Here is a 24,816-nt window from a genome sequence, read left to right on the forward strand (position 1 = left end):
CAAAAAGAACGGATTCAGTTGAATCCGTTCTTTTTGTATGGTCAATGATTTGATTGTAATAAGAGGGTTATTCCCATTTTCCTTCAAGAGTACGTAGCTTCTTAATTAAGCGTTGTTGTGCTCTTTCAAGATCATTCATTTGATCATCAACGTGACGGTTTTTGTCCATTCCACGTTTATCATCTCGAGTCGGCTTAGCAACCTTAGTATCACGTAAGTTATTGGTCTGATTTTCGTTTTCAATCAACTCTTTCACAACGTCCATTCGTTCGTTGTAATTAGATAATAAATCAGCGTTGAATTTATCTGAGTTTTCTTTTTGGAACTTTTCTTGATCCTTGATTAATTTTTTAAGTTCTTTTTCTTTTGAGTGTGCGTCCATATTGTCATACCTCCAATATAAAAAGAATAGCACTAATGCTGTTTCAATAGCAATCTAATTTTATAAATAAAAATGGTCTTCCGATTAATCGGAAGACCATTTATTAGTTTAGATATTATTTGTCAGTATCTTTACGTCTGAAACCAAGTACTGCGGCAAGAGCAACCATGATAGAACCAATGGCACTCATAAGTAGTGTACTTGCTTGACCAGTTTGTGGCAAGATGTGACCATTCTTTTGGTCATTGTTTTTAACTGCAGAAGCTTGACCGTTATCCTTAGTAGCAATGTGTGAAGTTGTCTTATCATCATTGTTTACCTTAGCGGCAGTTTCTTTGTTTGAAGCATTCTTGTCAGAAACTTCTTTGTTTGAAACAACCTTAGCAGAAGTCTTCTTGTTAAGAGCTGCCTTTTGGTCAGTTGACTTCTTTGAAGCGTTCAAATCAATCGTGTTCTTCTTAGCAGTAGTGTCATTTGACAAGTTACTTACTTGTTCTTTAGGTGCTGCTGGAGTTTGTTGAACATTTTGTTGAACGTTAGGAGTCGTCTTTGAAGTTTGAACAGTCTCGTTAGTGTTGGCACTAGTATTTGATGATGCCTTTGTTGGTTGAACATTCAAGTTAACAGTCTTAGTGTTATTTTGTGATACAACACTAGTAGTTTGTTGTTTGCCATTTGAAGCAGTTGAAGTTGGTGTAACACTAGCTGATCTATTAACAGTGTTCAATTGAGTAGTAGGGACATTAGCTCTTAAGTTGTAAGTGTATGCTCTGTTATTAGCAGGTCTTGCAGCTGGAGTACTTACGTTTTGTTGAACGTAGTTAACTCTTGGAGTATATGAATTGTTGTTAGTGTTTTGACTTGGTGCGTAAGTACTTGCGCTTCCACCGTTAAATCCGTTAACACGTCCGAATAATACGGCACCAGGGAAATAACTAAGTGAATCGTTGTAAATAACACCACGGTTTTGAGCATCAAGCATTAAACCGTTACCTAAGTAGATTCCAACGTGGTAAAGATCGCCACCTTGAGAGAAGAATACTAAGTCACCCTTTTGAGCTTGACTACGTGAAATGTGTTGTGTAGCAGGGTATTGACTGTAAGTAGTTCTTGGAAGACTGTATCCAGCCTTGCCAAATACGTATTGAACGAATCCAGAGCAATCAAATCCAGCTGGTGTACTGCCACCCCAAACGTACGGAGTTCCAACATATTGTCTACCAATGTTAACTACTTGATCGGCATTAGTGTTTTGAGCTCTAAAGCTGACATTTTGAACTCTAAAGTTAGTTGCGGCTGCACGAGCGGCACTCAATTGAACGTTTGAGTAAGAATGAGCGGCTGGGGTAACATTGTTGGTTTGAGTGTTAGTCTTAACAGTTTCAGTCTTAGCTGATTGTGCGGGAGTAGTAGTTTTAGCATCAGCTTGTTTTGCATCATCGTTTGAAACTGGTGCTTGCTTAGCAGGTGTTTGTTGAGTAGTTTTAGTAGCTGGGGTTACATTATTTTCAGCTTTTTCAGTATTTACTGATTGTGCTTGTGTAGTAGCTTCGGCTTTAACTGAATCGTTGTTAGTAGTCTTTTGGTCAGCGTTGTTGTTTTGCTTGTTATCTGCTTTAGCAGAAACAGCGTTGTCTAAATTATTAACGTTAACATCAGTTTTAGCTGATTGTGCAGGAGTAACAGCTTCTGCAACCTTGTTTTCAATCTTGTTTGGTGTAACAGTTGATGTTTGGTTATCGTTTTTAACGGCATCATTGTTAGCATCATTTTGATTGTTTTGGTTGTTTTCAGCTACTTGATTATTATCAGTAGTTGCTGATTGATCGTTAGTAGTTGTAGCTTTTGTTGCATCATTAGTAGTGTTGTTTACATCATTGTTTGAAGCAACATTAGTTTGAGTAGTGGCATCTTTAGTAGCATTAGCATCGTTTGTTTGATTATCAACGTTAGTGTTAACTTTGGCTGCGCTCTTAGATGAGTCATTTTTAATAGTGCCGTTATCTTTCTTGGCACTTTGAGTAGCTTGTGCGTTATTTCCTAAGGCGTCAGCGTTAACAACGCTACTGGTAGTTAGAAGGCCACCGGCAACCATCGTAGTTGCAAGGGCAGCAAACATCCATCTCTTACCAGCTTTGTACATTTTATAGTGTAATTTATCATTATTCATATATTTAATTTCCTCCTTTGGAATATATAAACAATAACATCAAAACTATGTGAAAAAAAGAGTTAAACTCAAGCGTAACTATAATGATATAGTGCGAAACATTCAGGAAATGGTTTGTTAAACTAGTAATGTTTCAGTAACATTGGTGTAATATAACTGTGCTACTTATAAAATGTGACTAAACGGCTTGACCACGACGTTACGTAACGGTTAACAATGATTTATAAAGATGCATCATTCATGCTTAAAATAAAAGAATTAGCCGACATGGCGGGCGTTATAGCTCGTTCCCTTCAATACTATGATTGAATATATTTATTGGTTCTCAGAAGAGATATTGATTCTGGTTATCGAAATTATAATTCTAACGATGTTTTGAAATTACAGGTGATTTTATTTTACAAAAGTTTTGGTTTTGACTTAAAAGAAATTAAAAAAATTATGAACAATCCAGATTTTAGTTTTCACAATAAAGTACTGATTCAAGAGATGTTTTGTCTGAAAAGATCCAATTAATGAAAAGTATTTAAAATTATTTGCTGTTAATTTATTAAAATAATCATTAAGGAATAAAAATACTTATTATAATGGAAGAAAAATTTACAAATTACACAAAAATCAGTTTTAAAAATATTATGATGGTAGGATTGGAACTGGTGCCACAGAAATTTTGGTTCAATCAATTCAAAAATATGCAAAGTAATGATCCTAACCCTAAAGACGTTTTATTAAACACTGATTAACCGAATTGTTCAATGTTTGGTAGAATTAGTGTAAATACATTTAAGGGGGGATTATGATGGCATATGGAAACTTAGACTATTATTATGCAATATTAGGATTACCCACAACAGCAGACAAACAAGAAGTTGATCGAGCTTATCGCAAATTAGCTAAGAAGTATCATCCCGATGTTAACCATTCCCCTGATGCTGCCTTCAAGTTCAAAGAAATTACCAGTGCGTATGAAATTATTAAAGAAAATAATTATAGTTCTGGATCATATGCAGGATCAAGTCAGTCTAGTTATGAATCACATTCTAATGAGTCTAACGCTAACAATGATTCTTATCAGCAAAACACTAATTATAATTATTCTAATTACCAGCGACAAAATCAAAGTCATGGACCTCATCATTTCACTGAAGCCGACATTGGTAAGGTAATTTTCTGGATTGCAATCGCAATTTCAATTGCGACGGTAGTGATTGTCATTAAGGTCTTACCTCTTAGTATTACTTATGCGGTTTTGATTGTGTGTGGAATTTTGTATTACTTCTATCAGAAAAAGTGATTAATTATAAAGATCGAGCATTAAAATGCTTGGTCCTTATTTTTATTAATTAAGTTTTTATTGTAATAAAAACTTACATGAAAAAATTCTTTATGGTAGATTAATCATTGCTGAAAAATTAGGAGGTTAAGTATGCCAAAGGATTTTAAGGAAGAATTATTGTTTACTGGATTAATGGCAGGTATGATGGTGATCGTGATGGAAGCCTATAACATTGCACTCGGGAGTGGGGTTGATTCCACTTTTGTTAAAAGTGTGTTAGTGGGTTATCCATTTGCGTTAGTTATTGCGGCTGTTTGTGATTTACTTTTTGTGGGACCACTTGCAAAAGGAATCTTTTTCAAATTTATTTTTACTGAAAAAATGGAAGAGAAGCCACTTTTGATTTCTTTAGGAATTTCAATTTTGATGGTTTTAGGGATGGTAACTTGCATGTCAATTTTCGGAATTGTAGTTGAAGGCGGATTTTTAAGTCTTAATCTAGCAACGTTTGGGATGACATGGATTAGAAACTTGATTTTGGCTCTGCCATTACAACTTCTGATCGTTGGACCAATTGCTAGAATGGTTTTGGGTAAAGTGCAAGAAATAAGAAGCTAAAATTTAATTCATTAAAAAACACCATTTCAATAATTATTGAAATGGTGTTTTTGATATTTATAGTTGAGTATACTGGGCTCGAACCAGTAAATTGCGGATTCAGAGTCCGCTGCCTTACCAATTTGGCGAATACTCAATAATTGAACACCTAATATACTACAATTCTTTATGGACAGTTGTCAACAGAAAATTTTGCATTACTTTGTTGACAGACCGGTTTAAATTGGGTAAACTATGTAATTGTTCAGTTTATTGCCCGTTGGTCAAACTGGTTTAAGACGTCGCCCTCTCAAGGCGGAGCTATGAGTTCAAGTCTCATACGGGTAATTCAAAGATGATGGTGCCTTCAAACATAGTTATGTTTGAGGGCATTTTTTTATAAATAAATCTGAGGAGGATTTGGATATGTGTACTTCAATTATTATTAAATCTACGGATGGTCATCCGTTTTGGGGCCGTACGATGGATTTTTTGGTTCACCTAACGAAAAAGCAGCTGTCTCAACTAAAATCGTAAATATTCCCGCAAATCAGACAATTCAGTCAGAATTAAAAAACTGGCGTAGCAAGTATGCAGTTATGGGGATTGGCCCTGACGAAGGAAGTCTTCTGTTTGATGGTATCAATGAAAAAGGAATCACCGGAGATCTTCAGGTTCTTCTGGAAACCACTCATGGAAGTGAAGCAGATTTAAAAGCTCGTAATCTAACACCAGTTTTTGGTGAGGAATTTGGGACATATGTTTTAACTCAATGTGCGACGCTTGATGACATCAGAAGACTCGCTAAGACCACTGGATTAATTGATAAAGCTTATGTTTTTCATGGAAAAGCTGGTAAGCTTCATCTTCATTACACCTTTTCTGATGAAAACGGTAATTCCATTGTGCTTGAAGCGACGGATAATGGTGGATTTAAAATATACGATAGTATTGGAGTGATGACCAATAGTCCACAATATTCATTTCATACTACTAATAACCTCAGAAATTACGTTTCGTTAAATGCTTATAATCAGAAGCCGACTAAGATTGGTGGAAAATTACCGGTTAATCCAATCGAAGGTGGTACTGGATATGGAATGTTTGGGCTTCCAGGAGATTATTCTTCACCATCGCGGTTTATTCGGGCAACTTTTATCTCGAAAAACATTGATGAATTTTCCGATGCTGAAGGAATAAGCACTTTATACAATTGTTTTAAGCCATTCACTGTTCCAAAGGGTATCAGTCGAAATCTTGATTTGCCGCAACAATGTGATTCTACTCAGTATTGGGTTGGTTATGATGTTAAAAACAGGACCTTGTATTTACAAACACCAAGCTGTCCGACGATGACCCGTGCTACTCTTGATCCCAACCGCACTGAAATTGAGAAATTTGACGTTGATCAAACTTGGAAAGTTAATGATCCTCAGTAAATTCAATCTGGAGGCAATTTGCTCTCTTAATTTTTAGAGAAATTGGTATAATTGAAGTTATTAGGAGAATAAAAATGAATTTTTCAAAGACAAAAGCTAAAATAAAAAAAATGATTGAAAAGCAGAGTATCCCGGGCGCGGCATTTTCGTTTATCACTGGGATGAACGTTGAAAGTGATGAGATGGGATTAAAGCAAGTGGAGCCAACGAAAGAAGCCGTTGGACCAAACGACGTTTACGACATTGCTTCTTTGACTAAAGTGGTTGGTACCCTACCGGTTATCATGCGATTACTTCAAGATGGGCGAATTCACTTAGATGATTCTGTTTCTGACTATTTACCAGAATGGAAGTATCCAGAGGTTACAATTCGTCACTTGTTGACTCATACTTCTGGGATTGAAGGGTACATTCCCAATCGAAATCTGATGAACATCAATCAGCTTCGTGAGGCTCTTTTAGGTCTTCATGTGGGCGATAATTTTAACAAGCAAATGAAATACGAAGACGTGAACTATATTTTCTTAGGATGGATTGCTGGGTTGGTAATGGGAATTCCTATTCAACCACTGATTACGCAAATGGTCCTAAAACCACTTGGTTTAAATGACACGACTTTTCACCCAGAAGTGCAACGTTCTGTTCCTACTACATACAATGAAGAAACCCGTACTAATTTGCAGGGTGAAGTTCATGACCCGAAGGCGCAAATCTTGGGCGATGATTGTGGTTCAGCTGGGATGTTTAGTACTTTAAATGACTTGTCTCGTTTTGCCCAGTGGATGCTTCAGGTTAATAGTCGTAGTAGCATCTTTAATAATGAGACGTTTGATGAATTGTATACCGATCAGACGCCGATGGAAGATGGCACCCGGTCATTTGGATGGGCTTTAGCTGATTACGAAGGTCATCCGTACATTTGGCAGTCCGGTTACACAGGGGTGGTAATCGTACTCAATCGGGACCAAAAGAGTGGCTTTGTCTTTTTGTCTAATCGGGTTCACCCTCACTTAAGTGATCATTTCATGGAAGATCGAAATGACTTAATTAACACCTATCTTGATGAATTATTTAATTAGATTAAAAACACGTTTGCTTTAATTTAAGACAAACGTGTTTTTCTTATTTATAAGGAACTTTAAGATAACTGTTTTCTAGATCAATCGTGTACTCAATATCTTGGTTTCCACGCTGAGTCATCTGAAAATCAGTTCCGTATAGTACTAGTCCAAGCTTTCTGCCAGCTGGAAGGTGATAGAAGGTTGGTTGTAAAGTTAAGTCAACATCATAAAATTGGTTTGGGACCAATTGATCGTTTTGATAAGCGGAATGGCGATTCTGAAGGTTCATATGTCCAAACGAGATCATTTTATTTGGTGTTGAATGCTTATTTAAGGTGAATTCCCGTAGATCATCCGTGTACCATCTGTGTCCTAGTAGAATTCCCTTGGGCTCAAGAATAGTAGGGGTAACATTCAATCTTTTAGCGTCCCCGTAATCGACCAATTGGGCTGACAAGAGTCCGACGTTCTTAGACGTGGCGATGCGTAGATGAAGGGTACTAAATCCCGAAATGATTTGCTCTTCACTAAGAGGTAAAGTCTTAAAGATCAAACGGTGTCCCTTTAACGGACTGTTTGGATCAAGTAAATCTTTTTCCCACCGTGTTGGATGAGAACAGTATGCCTTAAATCGCGACGAATCCAACTGGTCTTGGTATTTAAGTTGGCCTTTGTTTGGGGTTTTGCTTAGTTTTTCATCATTTAAATAGTATTTTTTACTATGATTATCAAGCCAGTTATTCTTTTTGTTCCACTTTTCCGGCTTGACGTTGTCTTGTACAATCATATTTGGAATTTTATTCATTACATCGTTTTCAATCCCATATAACTCATGTGAAATCCACATGTTGACGATATCGTTGAAATCAAACGAACGAAAGGCGTTGATATAGATATGTTGACCCTGGTGAAGGATAGTCTTTTGATTGATTGGAAGAGACTTGATTCCTTGCCATAGTTTAGCTGCATTGACTGGTTTAACATTCCAGTCGTTTAAGCCCTGCACAAGCAAGACATCGGCTTTAATGTTTTTAACATTGTTTCGATAGTTTCTTTCGTCCCAAAATTCGTTGTAATTTCCGGTAGTACGGTCCATCTGTTTTTGCATAATTGATAAGTAGCGATCAAAGAAGGGCCGGATCTGTAAATTATCACCAGGATTGAGACTTCTACTGAATGTCTCAGCCGCTAAAACGTCAGCGTCTTCTCCCTGAAATCCGCCGGGAGCCATTACAAGGCCATTTTCACGATAATAATCGTACCAAGAAGAGATGGCGGCTTCTGAAATAATGGTTTTAAGGCCGTTCACTCCAGTGGTTGCTGCAGCATTGGCAAGGGTTCCTAGGTAGGAACGTCCGGTCATTGCTACGTTACCATTGGACCAGTCAGCTTTGATCTCGATATTGTCCGTTCGGTTGGTGAATGCTCGCCGTTTATGATTAAGCCATTCAATTACTGCAACTGTTGAATCTGTTTGTTCGGGGGAACCACACGTCTGAATTCCGTCAGAATCTTTGGTTCCAATACCAGCTGAATAAACCACTGCATATCCCCGCATTAAGAAGTAGTCATTTAAGGTATAACCCGGCTTTGCAACGTGTCCCTCAATGGCTTCATCGGAAAAACCCTTTGGTGTTCTAGTACTAAATTTTTGGGGTTGTTCTTCATACATAATGTCAGAATAAATGGTATCATCTGGTTCCTTTCGAATAATTGGTTTGTTTACATCATGAGTGATTTGGTCTCCAAGCGCATCGTTTGTCCCTTGATCGTATGGACTAGCCGTGTAAAGGGTTCCTAGCTTAAAGCTAGTTTGGGGACGGGTGATCTCAGCTTTAACTAGATCAGCCCTCCCGTCTTTATCAGAATCAGTGTCGGTTTCAACGTAGACTGTTTCATAAATGAGGTCTTCTGGTTCAAAAATAGCCTGCGCTTTGCCATTAAAGAAGAGGGGCTTATCTTTTGGAAATCCCTTAAAGAATCCCTGGTTTGCTAAGTGATCAAGGTAGGTTTGACCAGTCTTGTTATGGGTGGTTAGCAGAAGGTACCAAGCTTGAAGTAAGTCGTCTATGTCCCACTGACCAGGTTTATTAAAGTACTTCAAATGAATTTCTTTCATCGCTTTTAGTTGTTCATCAACCTGAAAGTCGACGTTTGCTTGAAATTCAAGCAATTGGAGGGCCACTAGATAAAAAACCCGTTGGTTGACTTCACCATTATTTTGCAAATAATCGCCAAGTCGTTTATCTGGAGCCGCTAGTCGGTTATTCAATTGCTCCATTTGACCACTTTTATTGTTTACGTTAATAAGCGTTTTACTAAGTAATTTCAAAAATGCTTCTGAAACGGTTTTAGAATTTTCGATTTCGGTTGGATCAAAGCCAACTTGGGCTAACTCCCGTTTAGCGGTGTTAAGGTCAACTAGTACTTGTGCGAACTGATTATTTTTCATGTCATCCACCACTCCTTCTTTTCAGTAATTATGCCATAACCAGAGAAGGGTGTTAACGAATTATGACTAAAAGTCCTTATGGATTGTGTATAATGGAGTTAATCTAAATGGGGAAGTGTTATTATGCTAATTTGGATTCATTTATTAACGTGGTTGGTTCTTTTTATTGTGGTCTGTATCGCTCTTTTTTCGAACTGGCATTTTAAAGTTATGACGATGATTGCCAGACTCTGTTATGTGATTTTAATTATTTCGGGAATTTTTCTGATCCCATTTGCATGGGGACGTGATCCAGTCTTGACGATTATCAAGGTTGTTTGCGCGTTACTATTGATTGGTCTGATTGAGATGGCGTTTGCCTTTAAATCACAACAGAAACTTTCAGGATGGTTTTTGTGGATGACCGTGATTGCAATTATAGTGGTGGCAATTCTTGGATTGCTTCTAGCAGGTGGTCGACCGTTTATTCATTTTATGTAAAAAAAGAAGCACTACCAATTTAATCGGTAGTGCTTTAATTTTAGAATGATTCAACTTTTACTTTTTTCGTATCACCCGAAAAATCAGTATCGGGATACTTCTTTTCAAGGGCATTAAACATCATACGCTTAGCCAAGTTACCGTTTCGGGCTAAAATAGGGCCATGAAAGTAGGTACAGACGGTGTTTTTGTAAATGGCACCTTCTGTACCATCCTTGCCGTTGTTGCCATGTCCCTTAATGACTTTTCCCAGTGCTCGTTCACTTGGTCCTAAGTAGGTCACTCCAGCGTGGTTTTCAAAGCCATGGTATTTTTCCTTGGTTTGTTCGTTTTGAATTTCAATGTTTCCAATGAAACGATTGTCCTTCATTGCATCCGTGTAGTGATCAAGGGCACCAATGCCAGGAAGCTTTTCGCCATTAGCTGCAACGTAGTAGTTTCCAAGTAACTGGAAGCCACCACAAATTGCAATAACAGGCTTGCCTTGTTCAATGAAACGTTTAATTTCGTCCTTTTTGGTTTGAATGTCTTTTGAAACAATGGTTTGTTCAAAGTCTTGTCCACCACCGAAAACCATGAAATCATAATCGTCAGCGTTGAACCCTTCTTCTAAACTAACAACGTCAGAGGTGACCTCAACGCCAATCTGTTTAGCGTAATATCGTAACGACAAAATGTTACCGATATCACCGTAAGTATTCATTAAGTCACCATATAAGTGAGCCACTCGAATGGTTTTTGTCATTAGTCCATTCCTCCTTTAATGAATCCTTTTTGTGCTAGTAAATGTCTGAATTGAAGCATAGCCGTGTAAGTGGCCAGAACGTAAACCTTTTTAGTGGGCAGCTGCTTAATTTGTTCCAAGACTTTTTCAATGTTTGGTTCAATGATGTGATTGTCGTCATGAACCCCGGCAACCTTAAGGCGGAAGGTAATGTCTTTGTATCGTTCACCACCGGAAATGAATTTTTTAATGTTCATCTTTGGCAGACGTTCAAAGTCGCCATCCCAGATCCAACTCGTGTCAATTCCGTCAGCATAGTTAGCATTTTCAAGAAAGACAAATGAAAATGGTTCTTTTTCATGAGAAATCATATCAATGACTTGGTTAAGTCCCACTGGATTTTTAACTAACACAATGGTTACTTCCTTGTCACCAACTTTGATTTCTTCTTGTCTTCCAAAGAGTCGCTTGTTGGTTTCAAAAGCGTGTTTAATTTGATCAGGACGAACTCCCATTTGTCGACCCGCCGCATAAGCTGCGAGAGCATTGTAAATATTGTATGTTCCACCAACATCAATTGAATACTGGTTTCCATCAATGTCAAAGGTTGAACTAGTGGGGGTTTCGTCCACCACTTTAGTGACTTTGTAATCTAGTTCTGGACGATGGAAACCACAGTTAGGACAGAAGTAGTCACCTAAATTTCCGTAAGTGATGTAATGGTAGTGCATAATGTGCGAACAAACGGGACAAAGGACCCCATCCGTGTTGGGAGCTGCCTTGATATCTTTATCAGCTGGTTGATCTTGAAAGCCATAGAACACTTGTTGATTTGGCATTTTTTTAGAGTTAAAAATGGCGGAATCACCGTTTGCAACCACTAGGGCATTTGGAGCTAGTAAGATCCCATTTAAGATTTTTTGGTAGGTAGTGTAAATCTCACCATAACGATCCAGTTGGTCACGGAAAATATTGGTCAAAACAAACATCTTTGGTTTGATAGCCTGAACAATCGGTTTTACGTTGGCTTCGTCAACTTCTAAGACTGCAATTGGATTTTCACCATATTTGGGATGCTTTGCTTGTAAAAAGGTTGAGACAATTCCCTGAGTCATGTTAGATCCAGTTGGATTAGTCAGAATTTGATCATATTCTTCCTTTAAGACTTGAACGATCAGTGCGGTAGTCAAAGTTTTACCGTTCGTTCCTGACACAATAATCACATCGTAATTTTTACCCAGCGTCTTTAAAATATTGGGATCAATTGCAGTGGTTATTTTTCCTGGTAATGAGCTACCACGGTGCAAAAAATTATGCAGGAACCAGTAAGATGACTTACCAGCCATGGTGGCAATTCTACTCTGAAATGACATAATGAGTTCTCCCTTAGAAATGATTAGTTTTGCACAATTAAAATAATTCTATCATAAAACTACGCTTATAAGTAAGAATAGTAACTAATTTAAGAAAAAGCAATTATTCAAATGGTAGAACAAATTTTGAATTTGGATGCGAAAAAGTGGTAAATTCGATATAATGAAAAAGTTAGTGAAAATAGAGAAAAGGTGATAACTTGGCACAACTATTCTTTCGTTACGGAGCCATGAATAGCGGAAAATCAATCGAAATTATCAAAGTCGCTCATAACTATGAGGAACAGGGTAAATCAGTTATTTTGATGACAAGTGGCCTTGATACCAGGGAAAAGAAGGGAACCATCGCTTCTCGGATTGGGTTGACTCGTAAAGCCCTTTCAATTAATTCCGATTCAAACGCATTTAAAATGGTAAAAGATGAAATTGAAAAACGCGATGAACCCATTAGTTGTGTGTTAGTTGATGAAGCCCAGTTTTTAAATAAGCATCACATCTTCGAATTAACCGAAGTGGTTGATCAATTACATATTCCGGTCATGGCATTTGGACTTAAAAATGATTTTCAAAATAAATTGTTTGAGGGATCGAAGTATTTACTATTGTATGCGGATAAGATTGAAGAAATGAAAACGATTTGTTGGTTTTGTGAAAAGAAAGCAATTATGAACTTAAGAGTCCATGATGGAAAGCCCGTTTACGAGGGCGAGCAGATCTTTATGGGTGGTAACGAGTCATATTATCCTGTTTGTCGTTATCATTATTTCAATCCTCCGATTGAAGCACAAAAGAATAAGGAGTAATAAGAATGGCTGAAGCCGATATGGATAAAATTTTTGATAAATTACAATCCGTTTCTGACAGATATGATGAATTAAACGAACTAATCAGTGATCCAGAAGTGATTGCTGACACCCAAAAATTCATGAAACTCTCAAAAGAAGAGGGCAGTCTCAGAGAAACGGTTGAAACTTACAATAAGTATAAAAAGATTAGTAAACAATTAGATGATGATGAGACCATGTTAAGAGAAAAACTTGATAGCGAAATGGAAGACATGGTCAAATCCGAGATTAGTGATTTAAAGGATCAGAAAACACAACTTGAAGATCAAATGAAGTTGTTGTTGATTCCAAAGGATCCTAATGACGAGAAAAATATTATCATGGAAATTCGTGGAGCAGCTGGTGGAGATGAGGCCAGTTTGTTTGCAGCGGACTTGTATAACATGTACACCAAGTATGCTGAACGTCAGGGATGGAAGATTGAAGTGATCGATGAAACTGATACTGAAGTTGGTGGTTTTAAAGAGATTGTTTTAATGATCACTGGTGATAAAGTCTATTCCAAGTTAAAGTACGAAAATGGTGCTCACCGAGTACAACGAATTCCTTCGACAGAATCGGCTGGACGAGTTCACACTTCCACAGCTACCGTTGGTGTAATGCCTGAGGAAGAAGATGTGGACATTGACATTGATCCAGGCGATATTCGAACGGATGTCTATCGCTCCTCTGGTGCTGGTGGTCAACATATTAACAAAACTTCATCAGCCGTCCGAATGACCCACCTTCCAACTGGGATTGTGGTTGCAATGCAAGATGAACGTTCTCAACAACAGAACCGTGCTAAGGCAATGCGAGTTTTGAAAGCTCGTGTTTATGACTACTACAAACAAAAAGAACAGAATGAGTACGATGAGAAACGGAAAGATGCCATTGGAACGGGTGACCGTTCTGAACGAATTCGGACTTATAACTATCCCCAAAATCGAGTTACTGACCATCGAATTGGATTGACCTTGAACAAGTTAGATAAAATCATGGATGGTGACTTAGATGACATCATTGATGCATTAATTGTTTCTGATCAAGCTAAAAAGTTGGAGAAATTGAATGACTCAGAAGCTTAGAAATAATGCAACTGTTTTTGAAGCCCTTAAATGGGCTTCTTTGCGTCTGGAGCAAGAAAATTTGGATCCTGATCAAGGACGCCAGGTGATGAGGTCTTTGATGGGATGGAATTTGACGGATTTGCTGATGAATTATCGGTTTAATTTGTCTGATGATCAGGAAGCTAAGTTTATTGAAATGATAGAACGGGTTCTAAATCATGAGCCACTGCAATATGTAATTGGAACTGCTAATTTTTATGGATACACGTTTCAAGTTAATCCTAGTGTTTTGATTCCAAGGCCTGAAACGGAAGAATTAGTGGAATGGATCTTAAATGATTACGATGATCATCCTATTAACGTATTGGATGTTGGAACTGGTAGTGGTGCCATTGCGGTTTCATTAAAAAAGCAACGCCCAAGTTGGAAAGTAACTGGTTCTGATATTTCACTTAATGCATTAAAAATTGCTCAAAAAAATGCAACGTCAAATCACACCGAAATTAATTTTGTTCAGAGTGACCTATTTGGCGCTTTTAGTGAACAAAAATTTGACCTGATTGTCTCTAATCCACCATATGTGGGTCAAAATGAGATTAAGTATATGGATGAAAGTGTCTTAAAATATGAACCACGTCAGGCTTTGTTTGCTGATAATAATGGACTTTCAATCTATCAGATAATTTCGCGTGATGTTGATGCTCATTTAGAGAGGGATGGCTCTCTTTATTTAGAAATTGGCTTTAGACAGGGAGATCCGGTTCAAAAGATTTTGATGAATGATAATAAAAGGCGGTCGGTTCGTCTTAAAAAGGACATGGCAATGCGTGATCGAATGATTAAAATGAAATAAAGGAGAATTTTTAAAATGGATACAAAGATATTTACGCCGGATCAGATTGATGCGGCCGCAGAAGAACTTAAGAAGGGGAACCTCGTTTCTTTTCCCACCGAAACAGTTTACGGACTAGGGGCCGATGCTACTAATGTCTCAGCGGTTAAAAAGGTTTATAAAGCTAAGGGACGTCCAAGTGATAACCCATTAATCGTTCACGTTGCTGATGTTGAGACGGTTGAGAAGTATGCTCAACCGTTAGACGAAGAAGTAAAAAGATTAATGAAAACGTTTTGGCCAGGTCCATTGACAATCATCTTAAAGTTAAAAAGGGGTGCACTTGCTAAAGAAGTTACTGGTGGACTTGATACCGCTGCTTTTCGAAATCCTGATAAACAGTCAACTCTAAATTTGATTAAGGCCGCTGGTGTTCCATTAGTAGGTCCATCAGCAAATACGTCTGGCAAACCCAGTCCTACCCTTGCAAAGCACGTTTATCATGATTTAAATGGTAAAATTGCGGGGATTTTAGACGACGGTGCTACTGACTTTGGGGTTGAATCGACAGTTATTGATATGTCAACGGGGAAGCCAGCAATCTTGCGTCCTGGTGCAGTTACCGTTGACCAGATTGAAAAGGTCGTAGGCCCAGTTGACGATGCCGTTCACCATGTTAGTGCGGATCAGGTTCCAAAGGCTCCTGGAATGAAGTATCGTCATTATGCCCCAGATGCTCAGGTTCAAATTGTTGACCATAAAGATGACTGGAAGCGAGCGGCTGATTGGATTAAAAAACAAGATGGGACTGTGGGAGTTATGGCAACTGACGATGTAATTGATGCAGTTGACTGGCCAAGCAATGCAGAAATTTACAGTCTTGGAAGTGATATTAATACTGCCAGTCATTTACTATTTGCCGGACTTCGTCAATTTGATTTAGAAGATGGCGTTGATAATATCTTGGCACAAGGATTTACCCCAACTGAATTAGGGGAGGCTTACATGAACCGCTTAAACAAATCCGCAGGACAAAAGCACTTTGAATAGTATACTTAATTCAAATAGTGAAATGAGGTAGATATCATGTCAGACAAAGAGTATGAAAAGATGGATCCTGAACTTTGGGACGCCATTTACGGTGAAAAAAAGCGTCAAGAGGACACAATTGAGTTGATTGCATCCGAGAACATTGCCTCAAAGGGTGTCCGAGCCGCCCAGGGCTCCGTTTTAACCAATAAATATGCGGAAGGCTATCCTAGTCATCGTTATTACGGTGGCTGTGAGTATGTTGATAAAGTGGAGACGCTGGCCATTGAACGAGCAAAAAAGTTATTTGGTGCTGAGTATGTAAACGTGCAACCTCATTCCGGCTCTCAAGCTAATCAGGCTGCATATGCCGCTTTCTTAAATCCGGGAGATAAGATCCTTGGAATGGACCTAAATGCCGGTGGACACTTGTCACATGGTGCTAAGGTCAACTTTTCTGGTAAGATTTATCAGTCGTTTACTTATGGAGTTAATCCAGAGACTGAACAACTTGATTACGATCATATTCAAACAATTGCAGAGGAAGTAAAACCGCAAATTATCGTAGCTGGTGCATCTGCCTATAGTCGAATTATTGATTGGCAGAAATTTAGAGAGATTGCTGATAGTGTGGGAGCCTACTTAATGGTAGATATGGCTCACATTGCTGGTCTGGTTGCAACCGGATTACATCCTAGTCCAGTAGGAATTGCCGATGTAGTGACAACTACAACACATAAAACCTTGCGTGGTCCTCGTGGTGGAATGATTTTAAGCCAAGATAAGTACGCCAAAAAGATTAAATCAGCTGTTTTTCCTGGAACCCAAGGTGGTCCTTTAGAACAAGTAATTGCTGCTAAGGCGGTTGCCTTTCATGAAGATTTACAACCCGATTTTGTTACTTATTCCAAGCAAATTCTTAAAAATGCGAATGCCATGGCTGACGAGTTCAATAATTCCGAACATTTACGAGTAGTTTCTGGTGGAACTGATAATCATTTAATGACCGTTGATCTGACTGATACCGGTTTAAATGGTAAACAAGTTCAAGATATGTTGGATTCATTAATGATTACCACTAACAAGGAAGCAATTCCAAATGAAAAGTTGAAACCAACTTTAACTAGTGGACTACGAATTGGGACTCCCGCGATCACTTCAAGAGGGTTTGATGAGAATGATTCAAAGAAAGTTGCTGATTTAATTATTAAAGCCATTGACAATTACGATCAACCCGATGTTTTGGCTCAAATCAAGAGTGACGTATCCAAATTGTGTAAAGAAAACCTAATTACACGATAAGGAGCTAGAAATTTTTTGGTATTCCTTGTGTTATAATAGGCATAAATATAATACGAAGAGGAGAGTGCGTTATGGGCGAGTTTCACGTAATGGATCATCCGTTGATCCAACATAAATTAAGCATTATTAGAGATAAGAATTGTGGGACACGTGAGTTTAGAGAAGTCGTTAATGAAATTGCTAGTTTGATGGTTTTTGAAGTTGCTCGTGATATGCCACTTAAAGACGTCGAAGTTGAGACACCTGAAGGAACTGCGCACGCTAAGAAATTAGCTGGTAAAAAAGTTGCTGTTGTTCCGATTCTGAGGGCTGGAATTGGAATGGTTGATGGGGTACTTGATCTAATTCCGACAGCCAAAGTTGGTCATATCGGGATGTATCGTGATGAAAAAACCTTTCAGCCTCACGAATACTTTTTAAAGTTGCCAAGTGATATTGGTGAGAGGCAGATCTTCGTTGTTGATCCAATGCTTGCTACGGGTGGATCTGCAATCATGGCGCTCGATGCATTAAAGAAGCACGGCGCTAATCCCAAAAACATTAAGTTTGTTTGTCTAGTTGCCGCTCCTGAGGGGGTTAAAGCGGTTCAAAAGGCTGAACCAGAAGTTGACATTTATGCCGCTGCACTTGACGATCATCTTGATCATGGTTACATCGTTCCTGGGTTGGGAGATGCTGGTGACCGTTTGTTTGGAACAAAATAAAAATAATAATTTTAAGTGAGAGTTAATGAACTCCCACTTTTTTGTTAGATTGCTTTACGTAAAGGCCGGGTTTAAGTTTTGCCAATTTCGATTGTGAAGTAATTGTTATAAAGACTATAAAATTAGAATTTTTGGTGCTTTATAGCTTTGAAATTTGCCTGAAATGGTGGTATTATTTCATCAGATTTGAATAAGTGAGCTTTTGACTTGTTTGAATATAGAATCGCAATTATTCAACTACTTTTTATGGCACGTTTTTTATTGCGAGTGATAATAGTTGCGAAAAGAGGTGATATCTGTGGAGCCAACTCGTACTTTTCAATTTTTAGGTCTTACTTTCAACGTCAGCAATATGATTTCTGGTGTGATTGTGGCTGTTGTTTTGTTCGCTTTTATATTCGTCTGCTCGAGAAACCTGCAGTTGAAACCAAAGGGGAAACAGAATTTATTGGAGTACATGATTGATTTTACAAATGGAATTATAAAGTCAACGATTGGTAATGATGCGCCTAAGAATTATGGACTATGGGCATTTACGCTATTCTATTTCATCTTAATAGCTAACTTACTTGGTTTGTTCTTGCATATTCAGGTAGGTAATATTGTCTATGTCAAGAGTCCTACGGCCGATCCAATCGTCGCTTTGACGTTCTCATTAATGTCTCTGACATTTGCTATGTATTGTGGTGTTGAGAAACTAGGTTATAAGGGACACTTTAAGGGATTCTTACAACCTGTCTTCTTGTTCCTACCAATCAACCTACTTGAGGAGCTTACGAACTTCTTAACACTTGGAATTCGTGTTTATGGGAATATCTTTGCTGGTGAATTGTTGGCCGGGATAATTGCTAATTTAGCATTTTCAAATGGATTGTGGCTGATTCCAGTCGCTGCCCCACTTGAGTTAGCATGGCAAGGATTCTCAGTGTTTATTGGCTGTATTCAAGCCTATGTATTTGTAACATTATCATCTGTATATGTTTCTCAAAAATTATCAATTGAGGAATAAGAAAATAGGAGGATTATATTATGGGAGCTATTGCTGCTGGAATCGCAATGTGTGGTGCCGCTATTGGTGCCGGAATTGGTGACGGTTTAATTATTTCCAAGATGCTTGAAGGTATGGCACGCCAACCAGAATTATCAGGAACACTTAGAACTAATATGTTCATTGGTGTTGCCTTAGTTGAAGTTATGCCCATCTTGGCCTTTGTTGTTGCCTTCTTGGTTATGAACAAATAGAGAAAACATTTTCTTAGTTTAGAAAAAGGAGGTGTCAATAGATGTATACACATTTAGTTATTGCGGCTGGATTCAATGTTGGTGATATGCTGTTTTATGCCATCTTGTTCTTACTCTTGATGTGGATTGTTAAGATTTTCGCATGGAAACCCGTCACAAAGATGATGCAAGATCGTGCAACTAAAATTGCCAACGATATTGATTCTGCTGAACAATCACGTAACGATGCTGCTAAGTTAGCCAAAGAACGTGCCGATGCATTACAAAACTCGCATGACGAAGCAACTAAAATCGTTAGTGATGCTGAACAAGCTGGTCAAAAACGTCGCGACACAATTATTTCCGATGCTCAAGATGATGCTAAAACCTTAAAGGATAAAGCTCATAAAGATATCGAACAAGAACGTGAAGACGCTTTAGCAAGTACTAAAGATGATGTGGCAGATTTATCTATTGAGATTGCTTCCAAAATCATTAAAAAGAACTTAAATGCTGATGATCAAAAAGCATTAATCGATTCTTATATTGAAGGGCTAGGTAATCCAAATGAGTCTAGATAAGGTTACGCTTGCCAAAAGATATTCTAATGCGCTCTTTCAAGTACTAGAAGAACATGATGAGTTAGAAACTGGGAACGCTGATTTAATGGCGATTAAAGACATTTTTCAAAGTGACCCTGGTTTATCTATCGCATTAGCAGGGCCAGTACTTGATCTTAAGCAAAAAGATTCGATCATTAATTCTTTGATTGATGGCGCAACTTCTCAGTACGTCAAGAATTTTGTAAAGATGGTCTATGACTATGGGCGTATTAATGATATGGTCGCGATTATTGATGAATTTGGCAAATTATATGATAAGAAGCAAGGAATCGTGCGTGCTAGCGTAGTTACAGCAGTTCCAATGAATGACGAAGAGAAAGACAAGTTAACCAAGACATTTGCCAAAAGGGTTGGTGCTAAAACAGTTGACTTATCTGCGAAAGTAGACAGTAGTATTATTGGCGGTGCGATTTTGTCGTCAGATAACGTTGTTTACGACGGAAGTGTTCGTACTAAAATTAAAGAAGTACGGAATTTGCTCTCTTAGTCGATAAGATATCTATATTGAAGAGGTGAAACTTTTATGAGCATTAAGGCTGAAGAAATTAGTGCCCTAATTAAAAAACAATTAGATGGCTACAAAGACGAACTTAACGTCGACGAGACTGGTGTCGTTACCTATGTTGGTGACGGTGTTGCTCGTGCATATGGTCTAGATAATGCTTTATCCGGTGAATTACTGGAGTTCCAAAATGGTGTTTATGGAATGGTGCAAAACCTCGAAAGCAACGAAGTTGGTATCGTTGTTTTAGGTGACTTTACAGGTATTCGTGAAGGTGACAGTGTTAAAAGAACCGGAAGAATCATGGAAGTTCCTGTTGGAGACAATATGGTTGGACGAGTTGTGAACTCATTAGGCCAACCAATTGATGGTAAAGGTGAGATCAAGACCGATCAAACTGCTCCAATTGAGAAAAAAGCACCTGGAATCATGCAACGTCAAAGTGTTAAACAACCACTACAAACTGGGATCAAGTCAATTGATGCCTTGGTTCCAATTGGTAGAGGTCAACGTGAGTTGATCATTGGTGATCGAAAGACTGGTAAAACTTCAATTGCGATTGATACAATCTTGAACCAAAAAGATCAAGATATGATTTGTATCTACGTTTCAATTGGACAAAAAGATTCAACTGTTAGACAACAAGTAAACACCCTCCAAAAGTACGGTGCGATGGATTACACAATCGTCATGTCAGCTGGTCCATCTGAACCTGCTCCCTTGCTTTACATTGCACCATATGCTGGTGCAACCATGGGTGAGTACTTCATGGATAAGGGTAAAGATGTTTTGATTGTTTTCGATGACTTAACGAAACAAGCTAATGCTTATCGTGAACTTTCCTTAATTTTGAGACGTCCACCTGGTCGTGAAGCTTATCCTGGTGATATTTTCTACACCCACTCACGTTTACTTGAACGTGCTGCTAAGTTGAGTGACAAGATGGGTGGCGGTTCGATGACCGCTCTTCCAATTGTTGAGACGCAAGCAGGGGATGTCTCCGCTTATATTCCAACCAACGTAATTTCAATTACTGATGGTCAGATCTTCTTAAACTCTGACATGTTCTATTCTGGAGACCGTCCAGCCGTTGATGCTGGTACTTCAGTTTCTCGTGTTGGTGGAGATGCCCAAATTAAGGCAATGAAAAAGGTTGCTGGTACATTACGTTTGGATCTTGCTTCATATCATGAACTTGAATCGTTTGCTCAATTCGGTTCTGATCTTGATGAAGCTACTAAAGCTAAGCTGGATCGTGGATCTAGAACGGTGGAAGTCTTAAAGCAACCACTTCATTCGCCACTACCAGTTGAAAAACAAGTTTTGATCTTGTATTGCTTAACTCATGGCTACCTAGATAAAATTGCCGTTGATGATGTTTTAAGATTCCAGGATGAGATCTTCAAATTCTTTGATACAAATTATCCTGACCTACTTGAAAGCATCAAGAAAACTGGTGATCTTCCAGATGAAAAGAAGCTAAACAGTGCAATCCAAGAGTTTGCAAGCACCTTTAAGCCTTCAGCTAAGGGTGACAGTATAGTTAATAGTAATTAACTTGAAGGGAGGATAACAACTAATGGCTGAATCGATGAATGATGTAAAGCACAGAATCGCATCGACCAAGAGTACACGTCAGATTACCGAGGCGATGCAGATGGTTTCAACGGTTAAGTTGAACAGAATTCAGGCACATACAGAGAACTATAATCAGTATGTATCTAAGGTTAAGTCTGTAATCGCTCATCTGGCTCAGTCCGATTTGTTAGAGGATAATAAACCTTCAAGTCAAGATTCAAAAAATGCTAAGAAAAAGACCGCCTATATTGTAATTTCATCTGATCGTGGAATGGTGGGAAGCTACAATAGTAATGTAATCAGAGGTGCCAATGAGTTTATTGAAAAGCACACTCCAAATACTGATGATTATATGATTTTAGCAATTGGTGGTAATGGTGCAGACTTCTATAAGAAGCGTGGAGCAAACGTTGCATACGAAAATCGTACCGTTTCAGATGTTCCTACTTATACCGAAGTTCAAGGGATCGTTAAGGCCATCACCTCCATGTATAATGATGGAATTTATACTGATTTGTACATTTGTTATAATCACTTCGTTAACCGAATTTCCTCTGATTTTAGGGCTGAAAAGCTTCTTCCCATGGATAAGGAGTCAATTCAATCATCTATGGATGATAAGAATAGTGGTCAAGCTGGATCTGATGTCAAAGTTAAAAACTTGATTGAAGATTATGATATTGAGCCATCCGCTAAGGCTGTGCTTGGTGTTGTAATTCCTCAATATGCTGAAAGTTTAATGTATGGAGCGATCTTGGATGCCAAGACAGCTGAACATGCTTCCAGTTCAACCGCAATGAAATCAGCCACTGATAATGCCGATGATTTGATTTCATCACTTGAACTCAAATATAACCGGGCACGACAGGCAGCTATCACTACTGAAATTACAGAAATTACTGGTGGTCAAGAAGCATTGAACCATTAATAGATGGGAGGAATTAAAGCATAATGAATACTACTGGTAAAGTACAACAAGTTATCGGGCCAGTTGTTGATGTTAAATTTCCCCTAGACGGTGATTTACCAGAAATTAATACTGCTTTGAACGTTAAAAAGGGTGACAACAAGCAATTAGTTGTTGAAGTTGCTCTTGAGTTAGGTGACGGAGTGGTACGTACCATCGCTATGGACGGAACCGATGGTTTACGTCGTGGGATGGATGTTGAAAATACTGGTGCTCCAATTGAAGTGCCAGTAGGTAATGATACTCTAGGTCGAGTATTTAATGTTTTAGGTCAGCCAATTGATGGTGGACCAGAATTTGGTCCTGATCAAACGAGATGGGCCATTCACAGACAACCACCTAAGTACGATGAGTTAAACCCATCGACTGAAGTTCTTGAAACTGGAATTAAAGTTATTGATTTATTAGCTCCATATATTCGTGGAGGTAAAGTTGGATTATTCGGTGGTGCCGGTGTTGGTAAGACCGTTTTGATTCAAGAATTAATTCATAACATTGCTCAGGGTCATAACGGTATTTCCGTTTTCACTGGTGTTGGTGAAAGAACCCGTGAAGGTAATGATATGTACTTTGAAATGAAAGGATCGGGTGTGTTAAAGCATACTGCCATGGTGTATGGTCAGATGAATGAGCCACCTGGTGCTCGTATGCGTGTGGCATTGACGGGTCTTACACTTGCTGAGTACTTTAGAGATGCTGAAGGTGATGATGTTCTTTTATTCATTGATAACATCTTTAGATTTACCCAAGCTGGTACGGAAGTTTCAGCTCTGTTAGGACGTATCCCATCAGCCGTAGGTTATCAGCCTACTCTGGCTACTGAAATGGGACAACTTCAAGAACGAATCACATCAACTAAAAAGGGTGCGATCACTTCAATTCAAGCTGTTTACGTTCCAGCCGATGATTATACCGACCCTGCTCCTGCAACAACGTTTGCCCATTTGGATGCTACCACTAACCTTGAGCGTTCATTAACGCAACAAGGTATTTATCCTGCCGTTGATCCATTGGCATCAACATCATCTGCCCTTTCTCCAGAAATCGTTGGACAAGAACACTTTGACGTTGCAAGTCAAGTTCAACACGTTCTTCAGCGATATCGTGAATTACAAGATATCATTTCAATTCTAGGAATGGATGAATTATCCGACGAAGAAAAGACGATTGTTGGTCGTGCTCGTCGTATTCAATTTTTCTTATCACAAAGTTTCACCGTTGCCGAACAGTTTACGGGTCTTCCAGGTAAGTACGTATCCGTTAAGGATACTATCGCCGGCTTCAAGGGAATTCTTGAAGGTAAGTACGATGATATTCCTGAAGACTGTTTCAGAAACTGTGGTGGAATTGATGATGTCGTTGCAAACTACAACAAACTGAAAGAACAAAAAGCAAGTCAAAGCAAATAGGAGGCTGATCTAATTGGCTGATAATAAATCGTCAGTATTAACCGTTAGTATCGTTACTCCTGATGGCGAGGTTTATTCCAATGATCAAGTCACCATGGCTATCATTGAAACCATGATGGGTGACCTTGGAATTTTAGCTAACCATGTTCCAGTGATTGCTTCTTTAAAAATTGGTGAAACGAGGTTTAAGTTTAACGGAAATGACATGGATACCGTTGCGGTCAATGGTGGATTTGCCGAATTTTCCAATAATACTTTAACCATCGTTGCTGATAGTGCTGAACGTAAAGGTGACATTGATGTATCGAGAGCTACTCATGCCCGAGAGCGTGCAGAACAGAAGATTAAAGATGCTCAATCTAAGAACGATACGGATGCATTGAAACGTGCACAAGTTGCTTTACAAAGAGCTGTTAATAGAATTAATGTTGCACAACATTAATTAAAAAAGAGGAACTTTTTAGTTCCTCTTTTTTGTTACAATTTTTTACATGGACCTCCGATTTACGACAATTGAATGATTTTATGATAGTATATAGTAAGAATGAATATTAGGAGTATCGCGTAATGAATCCATTTGGAGTTGAATCTTTAATAACAATAATTAGCCAGCTATTCTTTATTGCATTAGCTTTTTGGTCTATACAAGGAATTCACTTTGAACGGTTTTTACCAATTCAAGAACGACAGGGGAAGGTCTTGATTGTCCTCCTTTCGATCGTAATTGGTTTTATATGCAGTTCGTTCTTTATGTCATTCATTGATAACTTAAAAAATTTAACAGTACTATTTAAATAATAC

At 38.4% G+C, this 24,816-nt stretch carries 26 protein-coding genes and 2 tRNA genes; 22 read left to right on the forward strand and 6 right to left on the reverse strand.

Annotation, left to right across the window (positions count from 1 at the left end):
- Positions 1-67: 67 nt before the first annotated feature.
- Both AC6UDA_RS05510 and AC6UDA_RS05515 read right to left on the reverse strand, forming a co-directional pair.
- Positions 68-382 carry a hypothetical protein gene (locus tag AC6UDA_RS05510; RefSeq protein WP_500694336.1) on the reverse strand — a complete coding sequence of 105 codons (315 nt, stop codon included), beginning with the start codon at positions 380-382 and terminating at the stop codon, positions 68-70.
- 115 nt (positions 383-497) lie between these two features.
- Complete coding sequence (locus AC6UDA_RS05515) at positions 498-2,552, reverse strand: NlpC/P60 family protein (protein ID WP_500711235.1); 2,055 nt, start codon at positions 2,550-2,552, stop codon at positions 498-500.
- A 318-nt stretch (positions 2,553-2,870) separates the two neighbouring features.
- Here AC6UDA_RS05515 and AC6UDA_RS05520 point away from each other — a divergent pair, with 318 nt between their 5' ends.
- From AC6UDA_RS05520 to AC6UDA_RS05530, 3 genes are all read left to right on the forward strand, one after another.
- On the forward strand, positions 2,871-3,068 hold the full coding sequence (locus tag AC6UDA_RS05520) for a MerR family transcriptional regulator (protein ID WP_500711237.1): 198 nt from the start codon (positions 2,871-2,873) through the stop codon (positions 3,066-3,068).
- A gap of 283 nt (positions 3,069-3,351) precedes the next feature.
- Positions 3,352-3,846, forward strand: coding sequence for a DnaJ domain-containing protein (locus AC6UDA_RS05525; protein ID WP_500711239.1), 495 nt, complete (start codon positions 3,352-3,354; stop codon positions 3,844-3,846).
- 132 nt (positions 3,847-3,978) lie between these two features.
- Positions 3,979-4,446 carry a DUF2798 domain-containing protein gene (locus AC6UDA_RS05530; protein WP_500711241.1) on the forward strand — a complete coding sequence of 156 codons (468 nt, stop codon included), beginning with the start codon at positions 3,979-3,981 and terminating at the stop codon, positions 4,444-4,446.
- A 63-nt stretch (positions 4,447-4,509) separates the two neighbouring features.
- Here AC6UDA_RS05530 and AC6UDA_RS05535 read toward each other — a convergent pair.
- A tRNA-Gln gene (locus AC6UDA_RS05535) sits at positions 4,510-4,582 on the reverse strand.
- A 117-nt stretch (positions 4,583-4,699) separates the two neighbouring features.
- Here AC6UDA_RS05535 and AC6UDA_RS05540 point away from each other — a divergent pair.
- The 3 genes from AC6UDA_RS05540 (at position 4,700) to AC6UDA_RS05550 (ending at position 6,943) form a co-directional block, all read left to right on the forward strand.
- A tRNA-Glu gene (locus AC6UDA_RS05540) sits at positions 4,700-4,773 on the forward strand.
- 122 nt (positions 4,774-4,895) lie between these two features.
- Entirely contained in the window at positions 4,896-5,864 is a 969-nt protein-coding gene (locus AC6UDA_RS05545) for a linear amide C-N hydrolase (protein ID WP_500711243.1), read from the forward strand.
- 74 nt (positions 5,865-5,938) lie between these two features.
- Complete coding sequence (locus AC6UDA_RS05550) at positions 5,939-6,943, forward strand: serine hydrolase domain-containing protein (protein ID WP_500711245.1); 1,005 nt, start codon at positions 5,939-5,941, stop codon at positions 6,941-6,943.
- A 43-nt stretch (positions 6,944-6,986) separates the two neighbouring features.
- On the opposite strand, the gene AC6UDA_RS05555 is transcribed toward AC6UDA_RS05550, so the two are convergent.
- Complete coding sequence (locus AC6UDA_RS05555; protein WP_500711247.1) at positions 6,987-9,377, reverse strand: Xaa-Pro dipeptidyl-peptidase; 2,391 nt, start codon at positions 9,375-9,377, stop codon at positions 6,987-6,989.
- 123 nt (positions 9,378-9,500) lie between these two features.
- Between AC6UDA_RS05555 and AC6UDA_RS05560 the strand changes: the two genes are divergently transcribed.
- The gene (locus AC6UDA_RS05560) at positions 9,501-9,857 is read left to right on the forward strand and encodes a DUF1516 family protein (RefSeq protein ID WP_500694343.1); all 357 of its coding nucleotides are present in this window, start codon (positions 9,501-9,503) and stop codon (positions 9,855-9,857) included.
- 40 nt (positions 9,858-9,897) lie between these two features.
- Here the strand turns inward: AC6UDA_RS05560 and AC6UDA_RS05565 are convergent, their stop codons facing one another.
- On the reverse strand, positions 9,898-10,602 hold the full coding sequence (locus tag AC6UDA_RS05565) for a type 1 glutamine amidotransferase (protein WP_500709431.1): 705 nt from the start codon (positions 10,600-10,602) through the stop codon (positions 9,898-9,900).
- Positions 10,602-11,954, reverse strand: a complete 1,353-nt coding sequence (locus AC6UDA_RS05570; RefSeq protein ID WP_500706831.1) for a MurT ligase domain-containing protein — start codon at positions 11,952-11,954, stop codon at positions 10,602-10,604. Before AC6UDA_RS05570 ends, AC6UDA_RS05565 begins: the two co-directional genes overlap by 1 nt.
- A 230-nt stretch (positions 11,955-12,184) precedes the next feature.
- Between AC6UDA_RS05570 and AC6UDA_RS05575 the strand changes: the two genes are divergently transcribed.
- The 15 genes from AC6UDA_RS05575 (at position 12,185) to AC6UDA_RS05645 (ending at position 24,813) form a co-directional block, all read left to right on the forward strand.
- A complete protein-coding gene (locus tag AC6UDA_RS05575; RefSeq protein ID WP_500701383.1) occupies positions 12,185-12,757 on the forward strand; it encodes a thymidine kinase in 573 nt (190 codons plus the stop codon).
- Between the two features lie 20 nt (positions 12,758-12,777).
- The gene (prfA, locus tag AC6UDA_RS05580; RefSeq protein ID WP_500694425.1) at positions 12,778-13,866 is read left to right on the forward strand and encodes a peptide chain release factor 1; all 1,089 of its coding nucleotides are present in this window, start codon (positions 12,778-12,780) and stop codon (positions 13,864-13,866) included.
- Complete coding sequence (gene prmC / locus AC6UDA_RS05585) at positions 13,850-14,701, forward strand: peptide chain release factor N(5)-glutamine methyltransferase (RefSeq protein ID WP_500711249.1); 852 nt, start codon at positions 13,850-13,852, stop codon at positions 14,699-14,701. Before prfA ends, prmC begins: the two co-directional genes overlap by 17 nt.
- Positions 14,702-14,716: 15 nt before the next feature.
- Positions 14,717-15,730 (forward strand): L-threonylcarbamoyladenylate synthase, encoded by a 1,014-nt coding sequence (locus AC6UDA_RS05590; protein ID WP_500711251.1) that lies wholly within the window; start codon positions 14,717-14,719, stop codon positions 15,728-15,730.
- A gap of 36 nt (positions 15,731-15,766) precedes the next feature.
- Positions 15,767-17,011: a serine hydroxymethyltransferase gene (gene glyA, locus AC6UDA_RS05595; RefSeq protein ID WP_500711253.1), complete on the forward strand. Its 1,245-nt coding sequence runs from the start codon at positions 15,767-15,769 to the stop codon at positions 17,009-17,011.
- Between the two features lie 71 nt (positions 17,012-17,082).
- Positions 17,083-17,715 carry a uracil phosphoribosyltransferase gene (gene upp, locus AC6UDA_RS05600; protein ID WP_500694349.1) on the forward strand — a complete coding sequence of 211 codons (633 nt, stop codon included), beginning with the start codon at positions 17,083-17,085 and terminating at the stop codon, positions 17,713-17,715.
- Between the two features lie 298 nt (positions 17,716-18,013).
- Positions 18,014-18,724: a F0F1 ATP synthase subunit A gene (gene atpB, locus AC6UDA_RS05605; protein WP_500694350.1), complete on the forward strand. Its 711-nt coding sequence runs from the start codon at positions 18,014-18,016 to the stop codon at positions 18,722-18,724.
- Positions 18,725-18,744: 20 nt separating this feature from the next.
- A complete protein-coding gene (gene atpE / locus AC6UDA_RS05610) occupies positions 18,745-18,957 on the forward strand; it encodes a F0F1 ATP synthase subunit C (RefSeq protein ID WP_010021947.1) in 213 nt (70 codons plus the stop codon).
- Positions 18,958-18,998: 41 nt separating this feature from the next.
- Positions 18,999-19,517 (forward strand): F0F1 ATP synthase subunit B, encoded by a 519-nt coding sequence (gene atpF, locus AC6UDA_RS05615; RefSeq protein WP_500694351.1) that lies wholly within the window; start codon positions 18,999-19,001, stop codon positions 19,515-19,517.
- On the forward strand, positions 19,504-20,046 hold the full coding sequence (atpH, locus tag AC6UDA_RS05620; RefSeq protein ID WP_500694352.1) for an ATP synthase F1 subunit delta: 543 nt from the start codon (positions 19,504-19,506) through the stop codon (positions 20,044-20,046). Before atpF ends, atpH begins: the two co-directional genes overlap by 14 nt.
- A 36-nt stretch (positions 20,047-20,082) precedes the next feature.
- Positions 20,083-21,618 carry a F0F1 ATP synthase subunit alpha gene (gene atpA / locus AC6UDA_RS05625; protein ID WP_500694353.1) on the forward strand — a complete coding sequence of 512 codons (1,536 nt, stop codon included), beginning with the start codon at positions 20,083-20,085 and terminating at the stop codon, positions 21,616-21,618.
- Positions 21,619-21,640: 22 nt separating this feature from the next.
- Positions 21,641-22,567, forward strand: a complete 927-nt coding sequence (locus AC6UDA_RS05630; protein ID WP_500711255.1) for a F0F1 ATP synthase subunit gamma — start codon at positions 21,641-21,643, stop codon at positions 22,565-22,567.
- A 23-nt stretch (positions 22,568-22,590) separates the two neighbouring features.
- Positions 22,591-24,015, forward strand: coding sequence for a F0F1 ATP synthase subunit beta (atpD, locus tag AC6UDA_RS05635; protein ID WP_500694355.1), 1,425 nt, complete (start codon positions 22,591-22,593; stop codon positions 24,013-24,015).
- 13 nt (positions 24,016-24,028) lie between these two features.
- Positions 24,029-24,457: a F0F1 ATP synthase subunit epsilon gene (locus tag AC6UDA_RS05640; protein ID WP_500694356.1), complete on the forward strand. Its 429-nt coding sequence runs from the start codon at positions 24,029-24,031 to the stop codon at positions 24,455-24,457.
- A gap of 125 nt (positions 24,458-24,582) precedes the next feature.
- Entirely contained in the window at positions 24,583-24,813 is a 231-nt protein-coding gene (locus tag AC6UDA_RS05645; RefSeq protein ID WP_500694357.1) for a DUF1146 family protein, read from the forward strand.
- Positions 24,814-24,816: the final 3 nt, after the last annotated feature.

It is taken from the genome of Fructilactobacillus sp. X8R4C1, from assembly GCF_059900905.1.

Bases quoted from the DNA above. Each gene is read 5' to 3' on its own strand.
- AC6UDA_RS05510 (WP_500694336.1), bottom strand. From the start codon at position 382: ATGGACGCACACTCAAAAGAAAAAGAACTTAAAAAATTAATCAAGGAT.
- AC6UDA_RS05515 (WP_500711235.1), bottom strand. From the start codon at position 2,552: ATGAATAATGATAAATTACACTATAAAATGTACAAAGCTGGTAAGAGA.
- AC6UDA_RS05525 (WP_500711239.1), top strand. From the start codon at position 3,352: ATGGCATATGGAAACTTAGACTATTATTATGCAATATTAGGATTACCC.
- AC6UDA_RS05530 (WP_500711241.1), top strand. From the start codon at position 3,979: ATGCCAAAGGATTTTAAGGAAGAATTATTGTTTACTGGATTAATGGCA.
- AC6UDA_RS05550 (WP_500711245.1), top strand. From the start codon at position 5,939: ATGAATTTTTCAAAGACAAAAGCTAAAATAAAAAAAATGATTGAAAAG.
- AC6UDA_RS05555 (WP_500711247.1), bottom strand. From the start codon at position 9,377: ATGAAAAATAATCAGTTCGCACAAGTACTAGTTGACCTTAACACCGCT.
- AC6UDA_RS05560 (WP_500694343.1), top strand. From the start codon at position 9,501: ATGCTAATTTGGATTCATTTATTAACGTGGTTGGTTCTTTTTATTGTG.
- AC6UDA_RS05565 (WP_500709431.1), bottom strand. From the start codon at position 10,602: ATGACAAAAACCATTCGAGTGGCTCACTTATATGGTGACTTAATGAAT.
- AC6UDA_RS05570 (WP_500706831.1), bottom strand. From the start codon at position 11,954: ATGTCATTTCAGAGTAGAATTGCCACCATGGCTGGTAAGTCATCTTAC.
- AC6UDA_RS05575 (WP_500701383.1), top strand. From the start codon at position 12,185: ATGAATAGCGGAAAATCAATCGAAATTATCAAAGTCGCTCATAACTAT.
- prfA (WP_500694425.1), top strand. From the start codon at position 12,778: ATGGATAAAATTTTTGATAAATTACAATCCGTTTCTGACAGATATGAT.
- prmC (WP_500711249.1), top strand. From the start codon at position 13,850: ATGACTCAGAAGCTTAGAAATAATGCAACTGTTTTTGAAGCCCTTAAA.
- AC6UDA_RS05590 (WP_500711251.1), top strand. From the start codon at position 14,717: ATGGATACAAAGATATTTACGCCGGATCAGATTGATGCGGCCGCAGAA.
- glyA (WP_500711253.1), top strand. From the start codon at position 15,767: ATGTCAGACAAAGAGTATGAAAAGATGGATCCTGAACTTTGGGACGCC.
- upp (WP_500694349.1), top strand. From the start codon at position 17,083: ATGGGCGAGTTTCACGTAATGGATCATCCGTTGATCCAACATAAATTA.
- atpE (WP_010021947.1), top strand. From the start codon at position 18,745: ATGGGAGCTATTGCTGCTGGAATCGCAATGTGTGGTGCCGCTATTGGT.
- atpF (WP_500694351.1), top strand. From the start codon at position 18,999: ATGTATACACATTTAGTTATTGCGGCTGGATTCAATGTTGGTGATATG.
- atpH (WP_500694352.1), top strand. From the start codon at position 19,504: ATGAGTCTAGATAAGGTTACGCTTGCCAAAAGATATTCTAATGCGCTC.
- atpA (WP_500694353.1), top strand. From the start codon at position 20,083: ATGAGCATTAAGGCTGAAGAAATTAGTGCCCTAATTAAAAAACAATTA.
- AC6UDA_RS05630 (WP_500711255.1), top strand. From the start codon at position 21,641: ATGGCTGAATCGATGAATGATGTAAAGCACAGAATCGCATCGACCAAG.
- atpD (WP_500694355.1), top strand. From the start codon at position 22,591: ATGAATACTACTGGTAAAGTACAACAAGTTATCGGGCCAGTTGTTGAT.
- AC6UDA_RS05645 (WP_500694357.1), top strand. From the start codon at position 24,583: ATGAATCCATTTGGAGTTGAATCTTTAATAACAATAATTAGCCAGCTA.